Source organism: Pseudomonas sp. DSP3-2-3, from assembly GCF_049898225.1.
Lineage (GTDB): Bacteria > Pseudomonadota > Gammaproteobacteria > Pseudomonadales > Pseudomonadaceae > Aquipseudomonas.
Genome location: NZ_JAFCXH010000030.1, coordinates 44,007 through 62,329, shown reverse-complemented (window position 1 = coordinate 62,329; position 18,323 = coordinate 44,007). Strand labels below are relative to the sequence as shown.

Sequence of the window (18,323 nt, the reverse complement as noted above, 5' to 3'; positions counted from 1 at the left end):
AGCAATCGCGCCCATGCCTGCGCGCCAGGGCCAGTTTCCATCAGCACCGTCACGCCGGCCGGCAGCTTGTGGAGGAACCCCAGAAAGGCTTCACGTGATTTGATTCGAGCTTCGTAAATAACCTGACCAAGGGCATCTTCCCCGGCCACCTGGAACACATTCTTGGCAAGATCTACCGCCACTGTCGAACAAGCCGACACGTCGGCTGAAGACAGGGAGTTACGTTTGGTCGTATGCTTTTTCATGGACTCGCCCTCGCTGTCGTTGGCTTCTTAAGAATGCCACCGTGGCGCTACAGACGCCTCGGCTTGGGCGAGTCCATCCAATTACAAGGTTTTGAAACCTCGCTAAAACAGGGAAATGTTATGCAAATCGGTACTGTAGTCCTGCTGTTTGTCGGCCTGGCGATTGCCATCGTCTTCATGGGGTTCAAGGTTGTGCCGCAAGGCTATCAATGGACCGTGGAACGCTTCGGCCGATATACCAACACGCTCAAACCGGGCCTGAATATCATCGTGCCAGTGATGGATCGCATCGGGCGCAAGATCAACGTCATGGAAAGCGTGCTGGATATTCCGCCCCAGGAAGTCATCACCGCTGACAACGCCACGGTGCAGATCGATGCGGTGTGTTTCTTCCAGGTGGTCAATACCGCGCAGGCCGCTTATGAGGTGAACAACCTCGAACATGCCATCCGCAATCTGTTGCAGACCAACATTCGCACCGTGCTCGGTTCCATGGAGCTGGATGCGATGCTCAGCCAACGCGACAACATCAATGAAAAGCTGCTGCGCACTGTTGATGAAGCCACTGCGCCGTGGGGCATCAAGATCACGCGGATCGAAATCAAGGACATCAGCCCGCCTGCCGATCTGATGGCGGCGATGTCCGGGCAGATGAAAGCCGAGCGGATCAAGCGCGCGCAGATTCTTGAAGCCGAAGGCCTGCGCGCCGCCGCGATTCTCACTGCCGAAGGCAAGAAGCAGGCACAGATTCTGGAAGCCGAAGGCGGTCGTCAGGCAGCGTTTCTGGAGTCCGAAGCGCGGGAACGTCAAGCCGAAGCCGAAGCACGCGCCACGCAAGTGGTATCCGACGCAATCGCTGGCGGTAACGTGCAGGCCATCAACTACTTCGTCGCCCAGAAGTACATCGATGCGCTGGGCAAGCTGGCGTCGGCCAACAACAGCAAGGTCATCCTCATGCCACTCGAAGCGAGCCAGGTGATCGGCGCGGTCGGCGGTATCGGCGAGATCGTCAAAGCCACATTCGACGGCAAGAAGACCTGAGGCGCGATCATGTGGGAATTCCTGCAAAACCTGTCGTTCTGGGATTGGCTGGGGCTGGGCACGGTGCTGTTGATTCTGGAGGTGTTCGGCGCGGGCGGTTATCTGCTGTGGATCGGCGTCGCCGCTGCGGCCGTCGGCATCCTGACGTTCGTGTTTCCGCACATGCCCTGGACCGTGCAGTTCCTGCTGTTCGCCCTGCTTTCAGTGCTCACGGCAGTGTATTGGTGGCGGCGACAACGCAGCGTATTGCGCCCTTCCGATCAGCCTGGCCTGAACATGCGCGGCCAGGAGCTGATCGGTCGAACGTTCATGGTGCATGACGCAATCATCGACGGACGCGGCAAGATCAAGGTCGGCGATGGCGTGTGGATCGTGACCGGCCCGGACACCGCGGTGGGCAGTCAGGTGCGGGTGGTTGGTCAGGATGGGGCGATTTTGCGGGTTGAGGCGATTTAAGAGCCATTTTAGTGGGAGCGAGCTTGCTCGCGAAGAGGTCCGTACATCCAAAGAGGCATTCGGATCCGGGATATTGCCTTCGCAAGCAAGCTTGCTCCCACAGGCTATGCGATGCCGAAATGGAACTACCACCTCACTTCACCTATCCAACGGTTTCAGAACATCCATAGTTGGAGTATCCCCACCATGCGTCTCAAGCTTACTGTCGCCACGTTCGCTTTGCTTTCTCTCCCGGTTGGTTCAGCAATGGCTGACGCGGGGTTCTGGCGTGATGTGATTTCCTCGGGCGCCACCACCGGTTCTACCTATCTGACGTTCAAGGATCACAAGCTGATCATCGCCGCTCAAGACGACGCCGGCAGCTTCGTCGCCAGCGAAGGCGGCATTCGTGGCCCGTTCCTGGAAGCAGCGATTCAACAGGCGCGTATTGATAATCCAGGCCTGAAAGCGACCGACATGGATCTCGCCAACGCTATCCTCGCGAAGAATCTGGTTGCCGATAACCAGTAAGCGCAGATGCAATAAAAAATGCCGCTCAATGAGCGGCATTTTTTTTGAATCAAACTTCTGGCTTATTCGCCAATGGCTGCCTTGTAACCAGCAGCGTCCAGCAAGTTGGCCAGGTCAGCATCGGCAGCGCTTGGCTTGACCTTGAAGATCCAGGACTCGTACGGCGTGTTGTTCAGCGCTTCAGGTTCGGAACCCAGGGCTTCGTTGACTTCAACCACTTCGCCAGCCACGGGCGAATAGATATCCGAAGCCGCTTTAACCGACTCGACAACACCTGCGGCATCACCGGCGGCGAACACTTTGCCGATTTCCGGCAGTTCAACGAACACCACGTCACCCAGCGCTTCCTGAGCGTGATCGGAAATGCCGACCACAATCAGATCACCTTCTTTTTTTGCCCATTCGTGGCTTTCAGCAAAACGCAGTTCGGCGGGAATATTGCTCATTTAGTCATCCTCTACATCGAGTCAGCGGAAAACCCGCCAGGAAAGTTAGATCAGGGTTTTGCCATGACGCACGAACGCAGGCTTGACCACGCGAACCGGATACCACTTGCCGCGGATTTCCACTTCGGCCCGGTCAGCAGTCGCCATCGGAACACGCGCTAAGGCAATCGACTTGCTTAGCGTAGGAGAGAAACTACCACTGGTGATCTCTCCTTCGCCAATTTCTGCGATGCGCACCACTTGATGGGCGCGCAAAACGCCGCGCTCTTCCAGCACCAGACCCACAAGTTTCGACGCAACGCCCGCATCCCGCTCGGCTTCCAGCGCCGCGCGGCCGATGAACTGCCGCGCAGCGGGCTCCCAGGCGATGGTCCAGGCCATGTTGGAGACCAGCGGCGAGACATTCTCGTCGATGTCCTGCCCGTACAGGTTCATCCCGGCTTCAAGACGCAACGTGTCGCGCGCGCCGAGGCCGATAGGCGAAATGCCAGCGCCGACCAGATCATTGAAGAAGCTCGGCGCCTGCACGGCGGGCAGAATGATTTCCAGACCGTCTTCGCCAGTGTAGCCCGTGCGGGCAATGAACCAGTCGCCTTCCTGGCAGCCTTCGAACGGCTTGAGTTGGCGAATCAGTTCGGCGCGGGCGTTGGGCACCAGCTCGGCGATTTTGCTGCGCGCGTGCGGGCCCTGAATGGCCAGCAAGGCCAGTTCAGGATGCGCGCTCAGCTGAACATCGAAGTCGTGCAGATGAGCCTGCATCCAGGCGAGATCCTTGCCACCGGTAGCGGCGTTGACCACCAGACGATAACCGCTGTCGGTGAGGTAGACGATCATGTCGTCGATCACCCGGCCATCGTTATTGAGCATCGCGCTGTACAACGCGCGGCCCGGGCTTTGCAGTCGGGCCACGTCGTTGGCGAGCAGATATTGCAGCCAGATGTGCGCCTGGCTACCGGCGACATCGATCACATGCATGTGAGAGACATCGAACACACCGCAGTCGCGGCGCACTTGATGGTGTTCCTCGACTTGCGAGCCGTAATGCAGAGGCATGTCCCAACCACCAAAATCGACCATTTTCGCGCCGAGAGCGAGATGCAGGTCAAAGAGCGGCGTACGCTGTCCCATGGGTTTCTCCTTCCGGGCGTGGCGAAGATGCGGACAGGCATGACGCTGGCATGCCCCCATGATTCAGGGGGTTAAAGCAGATCACAGCATGCGAACAGTCTGACAGACCGCACCGATTGCGGCGCATTGTAGCCGCATGAGGGTAGACCCGCACCTACCCCGGTTGACGGGCTGAACGTCGGATTAACCCGATGACTGGCAACAGCCCCACCAGCACCAGCGTCAGCGCCGGTAGTGCAGCCCGGGCCCATTCGCCTTCGCTGGTCATTTCGAAAATTCGTACCGCCAAGGTGTCCCATCCGAATGGACGCATCAGCAAGGTTGCAGGCATCTCTTTGAGTACATCCACAAACACCAGCAATGCAGCGCTCAAAGCGCCCGGCACCAGCAATGGCAGGTAAACCTTGAAAAACAGTCGCGGCCCGCTGACGCCGAGACTTCGTGCGGCTTCAGGCAGGGAAGGACGAATGCGCGCCAGACTGTTTTCCAGCGGCCCGTAAGCCACGGCAATGAAGCGCACCAGATACGCCAACAGCAACGCCGCCAGACTGCCGAGCAGCAAGGGTTTGCCCGCGCCGCCGAGCCAGCTGGAAAGCGGGATGACCAACTCGCGATCCAGATAACTGAAGGCCAGCATGATCGACACCGCCAACACCGAACCGGGCAATGCGTAACCCAGATTGGCCAGACTCACGCCAGAGCGAATCGCGCGAGTGGGCGCCAGTCGGCGGGCAAAGGCCAGGATCAGTGCGACACCGACCGTAATCAGCGCCGCCATGCCGCCCAGATACAGCGTGTGCACGATCAATCCGGTATAGCGCTCGTCCAGATCGAAACGCCCGCGCTGCCAGACCCAGACGATCAGTTGCAGCAACGGCACGGCAAAGGCGCAGGCAAACACCAGCCCACACCAAAACGTAGCGGCAAACGCCTTGAAACCACGCAAGTGATACAGCGCCTTGACCCGAGGTCGCTCATTGGTGGCCCGGCTCGCACCGCGTGCGCGGCGTTCGCCATACAGCACGAGCATGACCGCCAGTAACAACAGGCTGGCCAGCTGAGCGGCGCTGGAGAGGCTGAAGAAGCCATACCAGGTTTTGTAGATGGCCGTGGTGAAGGTATCGAAGTTGAAAACCGCCACGGCACCGAAGTCGGCCAGGGTTTCCATCAGCGCCAACGCGACGCCAGCGCCAATCGCCGGACGCGCCATCGGCAAGGCTACGCGCCAGAACGCCTGCAACGGGCTTTGGCCGAGAATCCGCGCAGCTTCCATCAAGCCTTTGCCTTGGGCAAGAAAGGCCGAGCGTGCCAGCAGATAGACGTAAGGGTAGAAAACCAGCACCAGTACGATGATCACGCCACCGGTGGAGCGCACCCGTGGCAGGCGCAGGCCAGTGCCAAACCATTCGCGCAGCAGACTTTGCACCGGCCCGGCGAAATCCAGCAGGCCGACGAACACAAACGCCAGCACGTAGGCCGGAATCGCAAAAGGCAGCATCAATGCCCAGTCCAGCCAGCGCCGACCGGGGAATTCACACAGGCTGGTCAGCCACGCCAGACTCACGCCCAACGCGGTGACGCCCACGCCGACGCCAAGCACCAGCGTCAGCGTATTGCCCAGCAAACGGGTCATCTGGGTTTCCCACAGATGGGACCAGATCTGCTGATCGATGGTCTGCCACGACAGCAGCAGCACGCTGAGCGGCAGCAGCACCAGAGCGGCGATGGCGAAGACCAGCGGGTACCAGCGGCGTTGGGCGGGATGGGCCAAGGTGGGTCTCTTTACGGACGGAGCTGGAGAAACTTTGTGGGAGCAAACTTGCTTGCGAAAGGGCCAGGGCATCCAACGCATCTTTCAGCGCTCAGACGATTGCCTTCGCGAGCAAGCTCGCTCCCACAAGGGTCGCGGTGCTTTAAATCAATTCCAACCCACACGATCCATCATGCGGATCGCTTCGGCCTGACGCTTGCCGGCGACTTCCACCGGAATCGTGTCGGCCTTGAACGAACCCCAGCTCGCGACTTCCGGGGATGGCGCAACTTTCGGGTTGGCCGGGAATTCCTGGTTGGTGCCAGAGAAAATCGCCTGGGCTTCCGGGCCGGTCATCCACTCGACCATGGCTTTGGCGGCTTCGGCGTGCGGAGCGTACTTGGTCAGGCCGATTCCGGAAAGATTCACGTGCACGCCACGATCCGACTGGTTCGGCCAGAACAGTTTCACGGCCAGCTTCGGATTGTCCTTATGCAGGCGACCGTAGTAATAGCTATTGACGATGCCGACGTCGCATTGACCCGCATTGATTGCTTCGAGCACGGCGATGTCATCGGAGAACACATCGGTGGACAGGTTGTTGACCCAGCCTTTGAGGATTTTCTCGGAAGCTTCGGCGCCGTGGGTTTCGATCAGGGTGGCGGTCAGCGACTGGTTGTAGACCTTTTTGCCGGTGCGCAGGCACAAACGGCCTTCCCAGTCCTTGCCCGCCAGCGCTTCGTAGGTGGACAAGTCAGCCGGTTTGACCCGGTCGGTCGAGTAGGCGATGGTCCGCGCGCGCAGGCTCAGGCCGGTCCAGCTGTGCGTCGAGGAGCGATATTGCGCAGGAATATTGGCGTCGATCACCGGGGAGGTAAACGGTTGCAGAATGCCCATCTGTTCGGCTTGCCAGAGGTTACCGGCGTCGACCGTCAGCAACAGGTCAGCGGTGGCGTTCTCACCTTCGGCCTTGATCCGCTGCATCAGCGGGGCTTCCTTGTCGGTGATGAACTTGACCTTCACACCGGTCTTGGCGGTGTAAGCATCGAATACGGGTTTGATCAGCTCATCGATCCGTGATGAATACACCACTACCTCGTCGGCAGCTTGTGCGGTGCTGCCGAGCACTGTCAGTGTCAGTGTCAAAGCAGCCAGAATACGCTTGCTTGCCTGCATGGGAGTGTCTCGCGTTTGCAAAATGAGGCGAAATGGTAGTGAATCCCATTTGCTATCTCAATCGAACTCCCGACTCAGCCGTTACCAGATGTTGCAGACCGCCGATGCCATGATTCAAATCCTGGCCAACTCCGGCAAATCCCCACTCAACCCCAGCGCCTGACGCACGAAGATCGCCTTGGCTTCCGGCAGTTGATTGACCACTTTCAGCCCGGTATTACGCAGCCAGCGCAGCGGCAGCGGATCGGCCTGGAACAGGCGTTCGAAGCCTTCCATGGCCGCCATCAGCGCCAGGTTATGGGGCATGCGCCGACGCTCGAAGCGGCTTAGTACGCGCACATCGGCCAGCCGCTCGCCACGTTCGGCAGCATGCAGCAACACTTCGGCCAACACTGCAGCATCGAGGAAACCCAGGTTCACACCTTGCCCGGCCAGCGGGTGAATGGTGTGCGCCGCGTCGCCGATCAAGGCCAGGCCTTGCGCCACATAGCGCTTGGCATGACGCTGGCGCAATGGCACGCATAAGCGCGGGTCAGCGCTGATCACTGGGCCGAGCCGCCCTTCAAAGGCCTGTTCAAGTTCGCGGCAGAATGTTTCGTCGTCCAGCGCCATCAGGCGCTCGCCTTCGCCCGGCGTCACTGACCAGACGATGGAACACCAGTGTTCGCCTTCACGCTCCAGCGGCAGAATGGCCAGCGGGCCGTTGTCCGTGAAGCGCTGCCAGGCGGTTTTGCGATGGGAATCGGACGTACGCACGCTGGTGACGATGGCGTGGTGCAGGTAATCCCATTCGCGGGTTTCGGTACCGGTCAGGCGCCGCACGGCGGAGTTCGCGCCATCGGCGGCGACCACCAGCGGCGCGCGCAACAAGCGGCCGTCAGCCAGCGTCAGCAGCCAGTCCTCCCCGGAGCGACGCATCTGCTCCAGTCGCGCGTTGGCAAGCAGGCCAATATCGCTGTCGTGCAGGCGATCGAGCAACGCATCCTGAACCACGCGGTTTTCGACGATATGCCCCAGAACGTCGGCGTGCACACTGGATGCGGAGAAATGAATCTGCCCCGTGCCGCTGCCATCCCAGACCTGCATTTCGCCATAAGGACTGGCGCGGCGCTTCGCAATGCCATCCCAGACGTCGAGACGCTGCAGGATGCGCTGGCTGGCCGCCGACAAGGCGCTGACCCGAGGTTCAAACGCCGCTTGCGGATCGAACGGTTTGACGTCCAGCGGTCCGCCGTCGAGCACGATGATATTCAGGCCGCTGCCCTGCAACGCCAGCGCCAGCGCGCTACCGACCATTCCGGCCCCGACAATCAGCAGATCTGCGCGCGTTTCCATGCTTTAAATCGTTCTCGCTTGCGGCGTGAGCCGGGATTTGGAAATAAGTGCGTCAAACATCGGAGCGAGTCCCCAGCCCCATGGCCTGACGCGCAAACCAGCGCTTGGCCCCAGGCAACAGGTCCAGCCCCAGCAGGCCGAGGTTGCGACCGGTGGCAACCAATGGCTGTGTGCTGCCGAACAGGCGTGTCACCTGATCGGAAAAGCCCACCGTCAATTGTTGATCCAGACGCTGGCGCTCGCGATAAGCCAGCAAGGTCGGCAGGTCGCCGGGCAGCTTGTCGCTGGCCAGCAAAGCTTCTGCCAGCGCGTGAGCATCGCGCAACGACAGGTTGAAACCTTGCCCTGCAATCGGGTGCAGACTGTGGGCGGCATTGCCGAGCACTACCAGATGCGAGCGCACCTGTTCTTCGGCTTCGATCAGATTGAGCGGGTAAACATGCCGCGCGCCCACCTGACGCAAGGTGCCCAGGCGATAGCCGAAGACATTCTGCAATTCACTGAGAAAGGCGCGGTCATCCAGTGCAGCAAGGCGCTCGACGTCTTTGCCGGTGCGCGTCCAGACCAGCGCACAGCGGTTTTCCGGCAGCGGCAACAGCGCCATCGGGCCTTCGTCGGTGAAACGTTCGAACGCCTGGCCGCAATGCGCTTCGCTTGGCGTGATGTTGGCGATCAGCGCACTCTGGTTGTAAGGCCGCTGGCGCACGCCGATGCCCAGTTGCTCGCGCAGGCTTGAACGGCCGCCGTCAGCAAGCACCGCCAGATCGCACTCCAGTTCGGTTTCATCGTCCAGCGTCAGGCGATAGCCATCCGCCAAGGCCTGCATGTGCTTGACCTCGGCTGGCACGCGCCAGCTGACCACTTCCTCGTCCAGCCCGCGCCACAGGCATTGGCCGAGCCAGGCGTTTTCCGCCACGTAGCCCAAGGCCGGTACGCCTTCTTCGATAGCGGACAGACGCGCAGCGCCAAAACGACCGCGATCCGATACCAGGATTTGCCGGATCGGCTCCGCACGGCGGGCGATGTCTTGCCACAGCCCCAGACGCTCGTAGATTTGCCGCGCGCCAAACGACAGCGCCGAAGAGCGCGCGTCGTAGCTCGGTTGATAGCTGTCGCCGGGCGCGAAGGGTTCGATCAGAACGATCTTCCAGCCCCGCGCCTTGGCACCTGCCTGCAATGAAAGGGCGAGACTGGCACCGACCAGACCACCACCGACGATGGCGAGATTGAAACGACTCATGCGGCCCATCCCGGTTGATTGCGGGCGTCGGCCATCAGCGCCTCGATGGCGGCAACAGTCTTGGGCACGCCATCGGTAAGAATGTCACAACCTTGTTTGGTCACCACAACGTCATCCTCGATTCGCACACCAATGCCGCGCCATTTCTTCGCGACGTTCTGATTGTCCGGAGCAATGTAAATTCCCGGCTCGACGGTCAGCGCCATGCCGACTTCCAGCACCCGCCATTCACCGCCGACCTTGTAGTCGCCGACATCATGCACGTCCATGCCCAGCCAGTGACCGGCGCGGTGCATGTAGAACGGTTTGAAGGCTTCGTTGACGATCAGCTCGCCCACGTCGCCTTGCAGCAATCCCAGCTCGACCAGCCCGGCGGTAATCACATGCACCGTCGCTTCGTGGGCCTGATTCCAGTGCTTGCCCGGACCAATGGCCGCGAACGCCGCTTCCTGGGATTTGAGCACCAACTCATAAATGGCTTTCTGTTCCGGGGAAAACCTGCCGCTCACCGGAAAGGTCCGGGTGATATCGCTGGCATAGCAGTCGATTTCACAGCCCGCGTCGATCAGCACCAGATCGCCATCTTTGAGCAGCGCGTCGTTCTCCTGATAGTGCAGGATGCAGGCGTTGCGGCCCGAAGCGACGATGGAACCGTAAGCCGGCATCTTCGCGCCGCCTTTGCGGAATTCGTAATCCAGCTCGGCTTCAAGGCTGAACTCGTGCAGACCGGCGCGGCTGGCTTGCATGGCTCGCACATGGGCGCGGGCAGAGATTTGCGCAGCCTCGCGCATGACCTTCACTTCTGCCGCCGATTTATACAGGCGCATGTCGTGCAGCAGATGATCCAGCGCAACAAACTCCTTCGGCGGCTGGGCGCCCAGATGCGCCTTGGAGCGGATCACGTTGATCCAGTCCATCAAATGGCGGTCGAATTCCGGGTTGCTGCCCATGGCCGAGTACACCCGGTCGCGGCCTTCGATCAGGCCCGGCAGGATGTCGTCGATGTCGTTGATCGGGAACGCATCGTCAGCACCAAAATCGCGAATCGCGCCTTCCTGTCCGGCACGCAGACCGTCCCACAGCTCGCGCGCAGGATTGCGCTCGCGGCAGAACAACACGTACTCGCCATATTCACGACCGGGGATCAGCACGACCACGGCTTCGGGTTCCGGGAAGCCGCTCAAGTATTGAAAGTCGCTGTCCTGGCGGTAGACGTGTTCGACATCGCGGTTACGAATCGCCACCGCAGCAGCGGGCAATATTGCGATGCTGTTGGGTTCCATCTGCGCCATCAAGGCCTTGCGTCGACGAGCGTATTCCGACTTAGGGATATGGATCATTGGCAGGCAGGTTCCCGTTCTGGTGCGTTCCCGGTCATGGCTGGACAGGCCTGCCGTGACCGGAGTCGCCGGTGATGAACAATCAGTGCAGCGAAGGTTTTGGCGCGAGTGCTTCGGGCTTGTTGCATTCAGTGAACAGCAACAGCGGCGCGACGCGCAGGTATTCCATGACTTCCATGTAATCGCTTTCGCCGTCTTCGGACTCTTCCAGCGCATCCTGGACCTGGGAAATCGCTGCCAGATCCTGCAGCACTTCCATGGCTTCGCCACTAATGGCATTGTCACGGGCAGTCAGGCCGAAACCGGCGAGAAAACCCTGGCACCATTGGCCCAATGCGATAGCGCGCTCGCCGAGCGGCTCATCATCGCCGGGCAACAGCAGGACAACGGTCATGTCGTCGCCGGTGAGTTCGCCCTTGACCATTTCCTGCAGGCCGATCAATGCCTGACGGACGTTATCTTCGGGCGCGGAGCCAAGTATTTCAGTGGCGTCGGTCAACCAGCCTTCGTTATCGAAGCCGGCACCGGCACAACTGCGGCCCAGTAACAGGCCATGCAGCTCGGCAGGAGAGACAGGATGACCGCTGCTGGTGAGCAGGGTGGCGAACGCTTTGTACGGGGAATTCTGAATGGGCATGGGCAACTAGTCGCCAAACGGCGCAATGTCTAGAATGGAGGTCTTGTATCCTAGACTAATCGCGCAACAAGATCATCAAGGCGGCCGTCCAAGGCTGTGGCTCAAAGCCAGCTCCTGTGCCACTCATCAGAAAGTATTCAGTGGAAAACAATGGAAGACACCGACCTGCAAGCGCTGATGGCCCGACTGGAATTACTGATCAATCGAGTCGAGCAACTTAAACGCGAAAACGGACTCCTATTAGCTCAGGAAAAGTCCTGGCGCGAGGAACGCGCTCACCTCATTGAAAAAAACGAAATCGCCCGGCAAAAGGTCGAGTCAATGATTTCGCGCCTCAAGGCCCTGGAGCAAGACTCATGAGCAACGGCAATAACGTCACCGTACAAATTCTCGACAAAGAATATTCGATCATTTGCCCTCAGGAAGAGCGCACCAACCTGGTCAGCGCTGCGCGTTACCTGGATGGAAAAATGCGTGAAATCCGCAGCAGCGGCAAAGTTATCGGCGCCGACCGTATTGCCGTAATGGCCGCGCTGAACATTACTCACGATCTTTTGCATAAGCAGGATTTGCCTGACGTGCAGACCAGCGGCTCGACCCGCGAGCAGGTCAGGGATCTGCTCGATCGCGTTGATCTAGTGCTCTCCACGGACGCGGATTCGCCACCGGATGCACCTCGAAGCTGAATGTTGCGAAGAGTTTCGGGTATACTTGCGCCGCTCCCTGGAGTGCTTGCCAGTCGGTCATGTCCCTGAGCCGATACGCACAACCACGGGGGTTGCACGTTGGGGTTGGTGTGCATGTCCGCCTGACGGAAAGCCTTAAAACCTCCTGCAATCTCCACCTTGAACTTTCGGGTTCAAGGGCTACACCGACAGCGGCTCGTCGGGGAGCACCTATTCTGTCTGCCGCCGGTTTTGCCCGGCGCTGACAACCCCGAGATCGTCGCCCTGACGACTCAACTCTGGTTCAACCTTCAATGGATCAGCCTGCATGACCTGCCACTCATGACATCCGAAGCGCCACTTACCCGTCAGCAATTGCGTCGTCAGTTACGCAAGATACGGCGTGCCTTGAGTGCCAGTCAGCAGCGTGCAGCGGCGCGCGGACTTTATCGTCAATTGGCGCAACATCCCTTGTTCCGCAGGGCCCGCCATATCTCGCTGTATCTGCCCATGGACGGTGAAATCGATCCGCGCCTGTTGCTGCGCGCCGCCCAGCGTCGCGGCAAAGCCACGTACTTGCCGGTACTCAGCGCCTGGCCGCAGACCAAAATGGTTTTCCAGCGGGTCAGGCCCGGCGAGAAATTCAAGCCCAACCGTTTTCGCATCCCCGAACCGCGCATCAATCCCGCACGCCAGCGCAAGATCTGGGCGCTGGATCTGATTCTGATGCCATTGGTGGGTTTCGATGACGAAGGCGGGCGTCTGGGCATGGGCGGCGGTTTCTACGACCGCAGCCTGGCCTATCGCGCACGCCGAAAAGCCTGGCAGAAGCCGGTTTTGCTGGGGTTGGCACATGAATGTCAGAAGGTCGAGCGACTGGCGCAAGCCAGTTGGGACGTGCCGCTGGATGGTACTGTTTCGGATAAGGGTTGGTATCTGGCTTGAGAAGGTGCCGATTGTGGGACCGGCTTTAGCCGGGAAGGCGATATTACTGACACAAAAAATGCAGCGGATGTACCGGCCTCTTCCCGGCTAAAGCCGGTCCCACGTTTAGAGCGTCATGCTAATCAATGCCGCGAAGGATACTTCTGCTGCTGTTGGGTAATTTCCACTGGTGCGTCCGGTTTGCTGGCCCACAAACTCTGCGCATAACCCGTCGTCACGACACCCAAGCCGAACAAAATGACCAATATCCACAGTAAATCCGGCTTGCGTTTCATTGATTGCCCTCCGTCGGCAAATCAATACGATGTCAGCAGCGGTTTTTGTATAGGCCGTGCAACAGCGTGGTGCTTAAAATCCCGGCATTCTCCGACAACATTGGCAGACACGCAAACACTGACGTCAGCCAACCGTCGGTTTATCAGCAAAGTGTCTGACAACCTATCCATTCCCCCTTTTCAGGAGCACGAAAAATGGCCTACTGGCTGATGAAGTCCGAGCCCGACGAGTTCTCTATCGCGAGTCTGAAAAAGCTCGGCACCGCCCGCTGGGACGGGGTTCGCAATTATCAGGCACGCAATTTTCTACGCGCGATGGCGGTAGGCGACGAGTTTTTCTTTTATCACTCCAGTTGTCCGGAGCCGGGCATCGCCGGAATTGGGCGGATTAGCCAGACGGGCTATCCGGACCCAACCGCGCTGGATGCGCAAAGCCACTACTTCGACGTCAAAGCCAACGCGGAAAAAAATCCATGGACGGCCATCGACGTGACCTTCGTCGAAGCCTTCCCGAAAGTGCTTGGGCTGGGTTACCTGAAACAGCAAGCGGCGTTGGAACAATTGCCGCTGGTGCAAAAAGGCAGTCGACTGTCCGTCATGCCGGTCACCGCCGAGCAATGGGCGGCGGTGCTGGCCTTGCGCTGATTGCTCTGCGGATTATTGAACGATGAAGTTGTTGAACAGCAGGTCTTCAACCACGGGCTTGCCTTCTTCGTCGGTCATGACTTGCTGAACCTGCTTGAGCGCTTCCTGACGAATCTTTTCCTTCGCCTCGGCGCTGCTCATGCTGTCGACCGTCTGCTGGGTAAACAGCGCCACCAGCTGGTTGCGAATCAGTGGATCATTGCGTTTCACAGCGGCCTGCGCTTCCGGGCCGGTCACACGCAAGGCGATGTCAGCTTTATAGACGCGCAGTTTCGGCCCGCCGTCCAGCGCGTAGTTGCCCACGAACGGTGGTGTCAGCGAAACATAAATGGCCTTGGGCGCCTCGCCCTCTTTGGCTTCTTCCTGCGCCATGACGGGCAGTGACAGGGCCAACAACATCAGGATCCACGCTTTCACAGTCCACTCCTTATCCGGTTTGGCGCATAGGTTACTTCAACTTATGCAGGCTTATCAGGCCGGGTCATGCTCATTGACGCAAAAACCCACATACCTGAACGTATCGGCCACAAGTCCAAAAGGAATAGTCCGATGAAAGCCTTGCTGTGCAAAGCGTTTGGCCCCGCCGAAAACCTGGTGCTCGAAGACATCGCGAGCCCGGAAATCAAGAAGAACGAAATCCTCCTCAACGTCCACGCCGCCGGGGTCAATTTTCCGGACACGCTGATCATCGAAGGCAAATACCAATTCAAGCCGCCATTCCCGTTTTCACCGGGCGGCGAAGCAGCGGGCGTGGTGTCGGCCGTTGGCGAAAAAGTGACGCATTTGAAAGTCGGCGACCGCGTCATGGCTCTGACCGGCTGGGGCAGCTTCGCCGAACAAGTCGCCGTGCCGGGCTATAACGTCTTGCCCATGCCCGAAACCATGGACTTCAAAACCGCCGCCGCGTTCAGCATGACCTATGGCACTTCGATGCATGCGCTGAAACAACGCGCCAATCTGCAACCCGGCGAAACCTTGCTGGTGCTCGGCGCTTCCGGCGGAGTCGGTCTGGCAGCCGTGGAAATCGGCAAAGCCATGGGCGCCCGCGTCATCGCCGCCGCCAGCTCGGCTGAAAAACTCGAAGTCGCCAGAAACGCTGGCGCCGACGAACTGATCAACTACAGCGAAAGCAACCTCAAGGAAGAAATCAAACGCCTCACCAACGGCAACGGTGCGGACGTCATCTACGACCCGGTCGGCGGCGACCTCTTCGACCTAGCCATCCGCTCCATCGCCTGGAATGGCCGCTTACTGGTCGTCGGCTTCGCCAGCGGCCGCATCCCCGAACTGCCCGTCAACCTCGCGCTACTTAAAGGCGCTGCGGTGCTCGGCGTGTTCTGGGGCTCGTTTGCACAACGCCAGCCGCAGGACAATGCCGCCAACTTCCAGCAGCTGTTCGGCTGGTATGCCGAGGGAAAACTGAAACCGCTGGTCTCGCAGGTTTATTCGCTGGAGGACGCGGGCAAGGCGATCGATTCGTTGGGGCAGAGAAGGGCGGTGGGGAAGGTGGTAGTGCAGATTTGCTGACCTCGGCAACCTTCCCTCGACAAACAACGTCTCCTCATATCCCAAGGCAAGTCTCTATTTCGTAACATCCGCTTACACATCGACTGCGTGTTCGTAAAACAACATTAGGTGAATCGATTCTCCTGAGAATTCCCGCGCGATAAGCACTGCTTTTTTCTGTAATGAAAATGTAATATTCGCTTTCGCGCAGAAAAACAAAAACTGGAGAGACTTCGATGTTTGCCTTCTTTCGTCCCGCCGCACACAAGGCCCCGTTGCCTGAAGAAAAAATTGATAGCACTTATCGCCGTCTGCGCTGGCAGATTTTCGCAGGCATCTTCTTTGGCTACGCGGGTTATTACCTGCTGCGCAAAAACTTCTCGCTGGCGATGCCTTATCTGATCGACGAGGGTTACACGCGGGGCCAGTTGGGCGTGGCGATGTCGGCCATTGCGATTGCCTATGGCTTGTCGAAGTTTCTGATGGGGATTGTTTCCGACCGCTCCAACCCGCGCTACTTCCTGCCTTTTGGCTTGCTGGTTTCAGCGGCGGTGATGTTCGTGTTCGGCTTTTCGTCCTGGGCGACGTCCAGTGTCACGATCATGTTTATCCTGTTGTTCATCAACGGCTGGGCGCAGGGCATGGGCTGGCCGCCGAGCGGACGGACCATGGTGCACTGGTGGTCGCAGAAGGAACGTGGCGGCGTGGTTTCGGTATGGAACGTTGCGCATAACGTCGGCGGCGGTTTGATCGGGCCATTGTTCCTGCTGGGGCTGGGCTGGACCAACGACTGGCATGCAGCTTTCTATGTGCCGGCCGCTGTCGCATTGCTGGTCGCCGTGTTCGCCTTCGCGACCATGCGCGATACCCCGCAATCCATGGGTTTGCCGCCGATCGAGCATTACAAGAACGACTATCCGGAAGGCTATGACGACAGTCATGAAAAGGAATTCAGCGCCAAGGAAATCTTCGTCAAGTACGTGCTGCGCAACAAAATGCTGTGGTACATCGCGCTGGCCAATGTCTTCGTTTACCTGCTGCGCTACGGCGTACTGGACTGGGCGCCGACCTACCTGAAAGAAGCCAAGCACTTCACCGTGGACAAGACGTCCTGGGCGTATTTCCTTTACGAGTGGGCGGGGATTCCGGGCACGCTGCTGTGCGGCTGGATGTCAGACAAAATCTTCAAGGGCAATCGCGGCCTGACCGGCGTGGTGTTCATGGTGATGGTGACCATCGCGACGCTGGTGTACTGGCTGAACCCGCCGGGCAACCCGACCGTCGACATGATCGCCCTGGTTTCCATCGGCTTCCTGATCTACGGCCCGGTCATGCTGATCGGCTTGCAGGCGCTGGAACTGGCACCGAAGAAAGCCGCTGGCACCGCTGCGGGCTTCACCGGGCTATTCGGCTACCTGGGCGGCTCCGTCGCAGCCAGCGCGCTGATGGGCTACACCGTGGACCACTTCGGCTGGGACGGCGGCTTTGTCCTGCTGCTGATCGCCTGCGTGATGTCGATTGTGTTCCTGCTGCCAACGCTTTGGCATAAGCAGGTGGCGAGTACGACGCGTGAGGCGGTGGCTTAAAGCTGACTCTATGGCAGATCTTGAGCATTCGAGATCTGCCTCGCTTCAAGGGTACTGGCGCCGGGAATGCAGCACATTCACGACTTCTATTTTGTCCTTCACCCGATCGACGACTATGTAATTGGGGTGCACCACAATTTCCCGGGTTGTCGGTACGCGTCCGAATCGATAGAGGTATGGATGTTCAGGAAGGGCCGAGGTCGCTGCTTCAATATCTTCTAGAAGTGCAACGGCAGCCTGAGGGTTACGTTCATCTATGTAGTCGAAAATTTCAATCAGGGCAGCCAGTGCTTCTGGTCGCCATTCAACAATCATTTCGTCGCTTATCCCGCTTGGCTGCAAGATGGGCTTTCAGCTCAGCCATGACCTCATCGTGGGGGACGTTGGGTCGCGGATCATCAAGAGACGCCTGCACTTTCGCTCTGAACCAGGCGTCATAGCTGGCGGCCTGCTCCTCGGATTCGAACTCTGAAACGATAGGTGATAGTTGAGCACTCATTTAGAAGCTCCTTTGTCGATGTCGCTAAGTCTAGCGTTTACCCAATCAATTGCGAAAACGGTTTGCAACCTGATATTTAAACCGTTTCACACACCCCCCAACACCGCTTCAACCGCGCCTCCAGATTCAGATCCGGCATGGCGTGGCTGCGCAGGGCGATGGCGGTTTGTTCGACGTAGTCGCGGGTGGTGCCGTAGCGTCCGCTGGCGCTGGCCAGGACTTGGCTGAGGACGCTGTCCGGCAGGTTGCCTGCGTAGCTGGGCAGATGGCGTTCGAGCACGAAGCCCAGGGCTTGAACTCTGGTGCCGTCTTCCAGGCGGCAGCTGAGCCAGTGTGGACGATACGAAGGGAAGGGCATTTCCCGTTGCCATAAGGCCAGCAACGACTCTTCGAGATTATCTTCCGGCAATCGATAGGCGAATCCGCTGCAGGAGCCGCCGCGGTCCAGGCCAAACACCAGGCCGGGCATTTCCGGCGTACCGCGATGTTCGTGGGACCACAGATACAGGCCGCGATGATAGCCATGCACTCGGCCACGCTGGCGCTCGATGGCAGTGCATTCAGGTTTCCAGATCAGCGAGCCGTACGCGAACAGCCAGACCGGGCCGCCCTCGTGCCGGGCCATGGTGGCGCGCATCGAGATCATCAGTTGTTCGCGGGTCAGTTGCGGCCCGAGGTCAATTATCGGTGGATACGTCAGCCCTAGGCCATCGTGTACCGCAGCCACCAAGCCGTTGATTTTATTGCCCATTTCTGCCCCCCCTGGCGAATGTGCGGCCAGTTGTAGCGGTCCCTGCCGAATAAATGTGTCCGTGGCACTGACAAGCAAGCAATGCCTCGTCAAAAAGTGCCTGCCTGTCAGACCTCCCCAGAGATCCGTCAGGTCACGCGTCAATAC

Annotated in this window: 22 protein-coding genes, 1 other RNA gene and 1 pseudogene; 10 read left to right on the top strand and 14 right to left on the bottom strand. The window is 59.2% G+C overall.

What is annotated here, in order from left to right; all coding sequences use genetic code 11:
* A pseudogene (locus tag ACP7E4_RS25615) lies at positions 1–245 on the bottom strand (IS110 family transposase); the annotation flags it as partial.
* Between the two features lie 120 nt (positions 246–365).
* Between ACP7E4_RS25615 and ACP7E4_RS25610 the strand changes: the two are divergent.
* The 3 genes from ACP7E4_RS25610 (at position 366) to ACP7E4_RS25600 (ending at position 2,252) form a co-directional block, all read left to right on the top strand.
* Positions 366–1,286 carry an SPFH domain-containing protein gene (locus tag ACP7E4_RS25610; protein ID WP_065831919.1) on the top strand — a complete coding sequence of 307 codons (921 nt, stop codon included), beginning with the start codon at positions 366–368 and terminating at the stop codon, positions 1,284–1,286.
* 9 nt (positions 1,287–1,295) lie between these two features.
* Positions 1,296–1,742 carry an NfeD family protein gene (locus tag ACP7E4_RS25605; RefSeq protein WP_426118547.1) on the top strand — a complete coding sequence of 149 codons (447 nt, stop codon included), beginning with the start codon at positions 1,296–1,298 and terminating at the stop codon, positions 1,740–1,742.
* 186 nt (positions 1,743–1,928) lie between these two features.
* Entirely contained in the window at positions 1,929–2,252 is a 324-nt protein-coding gene (locus ACP7E4_RS25600) for a DUF2388 domain-containing protein (protein ID WP_426118546.1), read from the top strand.
* Between the two features lie 62 nt (positions 2,253–2,314).
* Here the strand turns inward: ACP7E4_RS25600 and gcvH are convergent, their stop codons facing one another.
* From gcvH to ACP7E4_RS25560, 8 genes are all read right to left on the bottom strand, one after another.
* On the bottom strand, positions 2,315–2,698 hold the full coding sequence (gene gcvH, locus ACP7E4_RS25595; protein WP_426118545.1) for a glycine cleavage system protein GcvH: 384 nt from the start codon (positions 2,696–2,698) through the stop codon (positions 2,315–2,317).
* A gap of 45 nt (positions 2,699–2,743) precedes the next feature.
* Positions 2,744–3,826, bottom strand: coding sequence for a glycine cleavage system aminomethyltransferase GcvT (gcvT, locus tag ACP7E4_RS25590; RefSeq protein WP_426118544.1), 1,083 nt, complete (start codon positions 3,824–3,826; stop codon positions 2,744–2,746).
* Positions 3,827–3,980: 154 nt separating this feature from the next.
* A complete protein-coding gene (locus ACP7E4_RS25585) occupies positions 3,981–5,597 on the bottom strand; it encodes an ABC transporter permease (protein WP_426118543.1) in 1,617 nt (538 codons plus the stop codon).
* 147 nt (positions 5,598–5,744) lie between these two features.
* Positions 5,745–6,752: an extracellular solute-binding protein gene (locus tag ACP7E4_RS25580; RefSeq protein WP_426118542.1), complete on the bottom strand. Its 1,008-nt coding sequence runs from the start codon at positions 6,750–6,752 to the stop codon at positions 5,745–5,747.
* 114 nt (positions 6,753–6,866) lie between these two features.
* Positions 6,867–8,087: a 2-octaprenyl-3-methyl-6-methoxy-1,4-benzoquinol hydroxylase gene (locus ACP7E4_RS25575; protein WP_426118541.1), complete on the bottom strand. Its 1,221-nt coding sequence runs from the start codon at positions 8,085–8,087 to the stop codon at positions 6,867–6,869.
* Positions 8,088–8,139: 52 nt separating this feature from the next.
* Positions 8,140–9,327 (bottom strand): 2-octaprenyl-6-methoxyphenyl hydroxylase, encoded by a 1,188-nt coding sequence (gene ubiH / locus ACP7E4_RS25570; protein WP_426118540.1) that lies wholly within the window; start codon positions 9,325–9,327, stop codon positions 8,140–8,142.
* On the bottom strand, positions 9,324–10,667 hold the full coding sequence (gene pepP / locus ACP7E4_RS25565; protein ID WP_426118538.1) for a Xaa-Pro aminopeptidase: 1,344 nt from the start codon (positions 10,665–10,667) through the stop codon (positions 9,324–9,326). Before pepP ends, ubiH begins: the two co-directional genes overlap by 4 nt.
* A gap of 82 nt (positions 10,668–10,749) precedes the next feature.
* Positions 10,750–11,304 (bottom strand): YecA family protein, encoded by a 555-nt coding sequence (locus ACP7E4_RS25560; RefSeq protein WP_426118537.1) that lies wholly within the window; start codon positions 11,302–11,304, stop codon positions 10,750–10,752.
* Positions 11,305–11,454: 150 nt separating this feature from the next.
* Here ACP7E4_RS25560 and ACP7E4_RS25555 point away from each other — a divergent pair, with 150 nt between their 5' ends.
* The 4 genes from ACP7E4_RS25555 (at position 11,455) to ACP7E4_RS25540 (ending at position 12,914) form a co-directional block, all read left to right on the top strand.
* Positions 11,455–11,664 (top strand): TIGR02449 family protein, encoded by a 210-nt coding sequence (locus tag ACP7E4_RS25555; RefSeq protein WP_426118535.1) that lies wholly within the window; start codon positions 11,455–11,457, stop codon positions 11,662–11,664.
* Positions 11,661–11,990, top strand: a complete 330-nt coding sequence (locus ACP7E4_RS25550; protein WP_065831908.1) for a cell division protein ZapA — start codon at positions 11,661–11,663, stop codon at positions 11,988–11,990. Before ACP7E4_RS25555 ends, ACP7E4_RS25550 begins: the two co-directional genes overlap by 4 nt.
* 31 nt (positions 11,991–12,021) lie before the next feature.
* Positions 12,022–12,200: non-coding RNA, 6S RNA (gene ssrS, locus ACP7E4_RS25545), on the top strand.
* A gap of 111 nt (positions 12,201–12,311) precedes the next feature.
* Entirely contained in the window at positions 12,312–12,914 is a 603-nt protein-coding gene (locus tag ACP7E4_RS25540) for a 5-formyltetrahydrofolate cyclo-ligase (protein WP_426118553.1), read from the top strand.
* A 122-nt stretch (positions 12,915–13,036) separates the two neighbouring features.
* Here the strand turns inward: ACP7E4_RS25540 and ACP7E4_RS25535 are convergent, their stop codons facing one another.
* The gene (locus ACP7E4_RS25535) at positions 13,037–13,189 is read right to left on the bottom strand and encodes a hypothetical protein (RefSeq protein WP_020293287.1); all 153 of its coding nucleotides are present in this window, start codon (positions 13,187–13,189) and stop codon (positions 13,037–13,039) included.
* A gap of 195 nt (positions 13,190–13,384) precedes the next feature.
* On the opposite strand from ACP7E4_RS25535, the gene ACP7E4_RS25530 reads away from it, so the two are divergent.
* Entirely contained in the window at positions 13,385–13,834 is a 450-nt protein-coding gene (locus ACP7E4_RS25530) for an EVE domain-containing protein (RefSeq protein WP_426118534.1), read from the top strand.
* Positions 13,835–13,846: 12 nt separating this feature from the next.
* On the opposite strand, the gene ACP7E4_RS25525 is transcribed toward ACP7E4_RS25530, so the two are convergent.
* The gene (locus ACP7E4_RS25525) at positions 13,847–14,251 is read right to left on the bottom strand and encodes a flagellar basal body-associated protein FliL (RefSeq protein WP_065831905.1); all 405 of its coding nucleotides are present in this window, start codon (positions 14,249–14,251) and stop codon (positions 13,847–13,849) included.
* Between the two features lie 132 nt (positions 14,252–14,383).
* On the opposite strand from ACP7E4_RS25525, the gene ACP7E4_RS25520 reads away from it, so the two are divergent.
* Entirely contained in the window at positions 14,384–15,361 is a 978-nt protein-coding gene (locus ACP7E4_RS25520) for an NADPH:quinone oxidoreductase family protein (RefSeq protein WP_426118532.1), read from the top strand.
* 215 nt (positions 15,362–15,576) lie between these two features.
* Positions 15,577–16,926: a glycerol-3-phosphate transporter gene (gene glpT, locus ACP7E4_RS25515; protein WP_020293282.1), complete on the top strand. Its 1,350-nt coding sequence runs from the start codon at positions 15,577–15,579 to the stop codon at positions 16,924–16,926.
* A 45-nt stretch (positions 16,927–16,971) separates the two neighbouring features.
* Here glpT and ACP7E4_RS25510 read toward each other — a convergent pair whose 3' ends face one another.
* From ACP7E4_RS25510 to ACP7E4_RS25500, 3 genes are all read right to left on the bottom strand, one after another.
* Positions 16,972–17,241, bottom strand: a complete 270-nt coding sequence (locus ACP7E4_RS25510) for a type II toxin-antitoxin system RelE/ParE family toxin (protein ID WP_426118531.1) — start codon at positions 17,239–17,241, stop codon at positions 16,972–16,974.
* On the bottom strand, positions 17,231–17,425 hold the full coding sequence (locus ACP7E4_RS25505) for an antitoxin (RefSeq protein WP_426118529.1): 195 nt from the start codon (positions 17,423–17,425) through the stop codon (positions 17,231–17,233). The genes ACP7E4_RS25510 and ACP7E4_RS25505 overlap by 11 nt, the downstream gene beginning before the upstream one ends.
* A 76-nt stretch (positions 17,426–17,501) precedes the next feature.
* Positions 17,502–18,176 carry a gamma-glutamylcyclotransferase gene (locus ACP7E4_RS25500; RefSeq protein ID WP_426118527.1) on the bottom strand — a complete coding sequence of 225 codons (675 nt, stop codon included), beginning with the start codon at positions 18,174–18,176 and terminating at the stop codon, positions 17,502–17,504.
* Positions 18,177–18,323 lie beyond the last annotated feature (147 nt).

Excerpts from the sequence above, each read along its gene's own strand:
- ACP7E4_RS25610 (WP_065831919.1), top strand. The coding sequence starts at position 366 with ATGCAAATCGGTACTGTAGTCCTGCTGTTTGTCGGCCTGGCGATTGCC.
- ACP7E4_RS25605 (WP_426118547.1), top strand. The coding sequence starts at position 1,296 with ATGTGGGAATTCCTGCAAAACCTGTCGTTCTGGGATTGGCTGGGGCTG.
- ACP7E4_RS25600 (WP_426118546.1), top strand. The coding sequence starts at position 1,929 with ATGCGTCTCAAGCTTACTGTCGCCACGTTCGCTTTGCTTTCTCTCCCG.
- gcvH (WP_426118545.1), bottom strand. The coding sequence starts at position 2,698 with ATGAGCAATATTCCCGCCGAACTGCGTTTTGCTGAAAGCCACGAATGG.
- gcvT (WP_426118544.1), bottom strand. The coding sequence starts at position 3,826 with ATGGGACAGCGTACGCCGCTCTTTGACCTGCATCTCGCTCTCGGCGCG.
- ACP7E4_RS25580 (WP_426118542.1), bottom strand. The coding sequence starts at position 6,752 with ATGCAGGCAAGCAAGCGTATTCTGGCTGCTTTGACACTGACACTGACA.
- ACP7E4_RS25575 (WP_426118541.1), bottom strand. The coding sequence starts at position 8,087 with ATGGAAACGCGCGCAGATCTGCTGATTGTCGGGGCCGGAATGGTCGGT.
- ubiH (WP_426118540.1), bottom strand. The coding sequence starts at position 9,327 with ATGAGTCGTTTCAATCTCGCCATCGTCGGTGGTGGTCTGGTCGGTGCC.
- pepP (WP_426118538.1), bottom strand. The coding sequence starts at position 10,667 with ATGATCCATATCCCTAAGTCGGAATACGCTCGTCGACGCAAGGCCTTG.
- ACP7E4_RS25560 (WP_426118537.1), bottom strand. The coding sequence starts at position 11,304 with ATGCCCATTCAGAATTCCCCGTACAAAGCGTTCGCCACCCTGCTCACC.
- ACP7E4_RS25555 (WP_426118535.1), top strand. The coding sequence starts at position 11,455 with ATGGAAGACACCGACCTGCAAGCGCTGATGGCCCGACTGGAATTACTG.
- ACP7E4_RS25550 (WP_065831908.1), top strand. The coding sequence starts at position 11,661 with ATGAGCAACGGCAATAACGTCACCGTACAAATTCTCGACAAAGAATAT.
- ACP7E4_RS25540 (WP_426118553.1), top strand. The coding sequence starts at position 12,312 with ATGACATCCGAAGCGCCACTTACCCGTCAGCAATTGCGTCGTCAGTTA.
- ACP7E4_RS25535 (WP_020293287.1), bottom strand. The coding sequence starts at position 13,189 with ATGAAACGCAAGCCGGATTTACTGTGGATATTGGTCATTTTGTTCGGC.
- ACP7E4_RS25530 (WP_426118534.1), top strand. The coding sequence starts at position 13,385 with ATGGCCTACTGGCTGATGAAGTCCGAGCCCGACGAGTTCTCTATCGCG.
- ACP7E4_RS25520 (WP_426118532.1), top strand. The coding sequence starts at position 14,384 with ATGAAAGCCTTGCTGTGCAAAGCGTTTGGCCCCGCCGAAAACCTGGTG.
- glpT (WP_020293282.1), top strand. The coding sequence starts at position 15,577 with ATGTTTGCCTTCTTTCGTCCCGCCGCACACAAGGCCCCGTTGCCTGAA.
- ACP7E4_RS25510 (WP_426118531.1), bottom strand. The coding sequence starts at position 17,241 with ATGATTGTTGAATGGCGACCAGAAGCACTGGCTGCCCTGATTGAAATT.
- ACP7E4_RS25505 (WP_426118529.1), bottom strand. The coding sequence starts at position 17,425 with ATGAGTGCTCAACTATCACCTATCGTTTCAGAGTTCGAATCCGAGGAG.
- ACP7E4_RS25500 (WP_426118527.1), bottom strand. The coding sequence starts at position 18,176 with ATGGGCAATAAAATCAACGGCTTGGTGGCTGCGGTACACGATGGCCTA.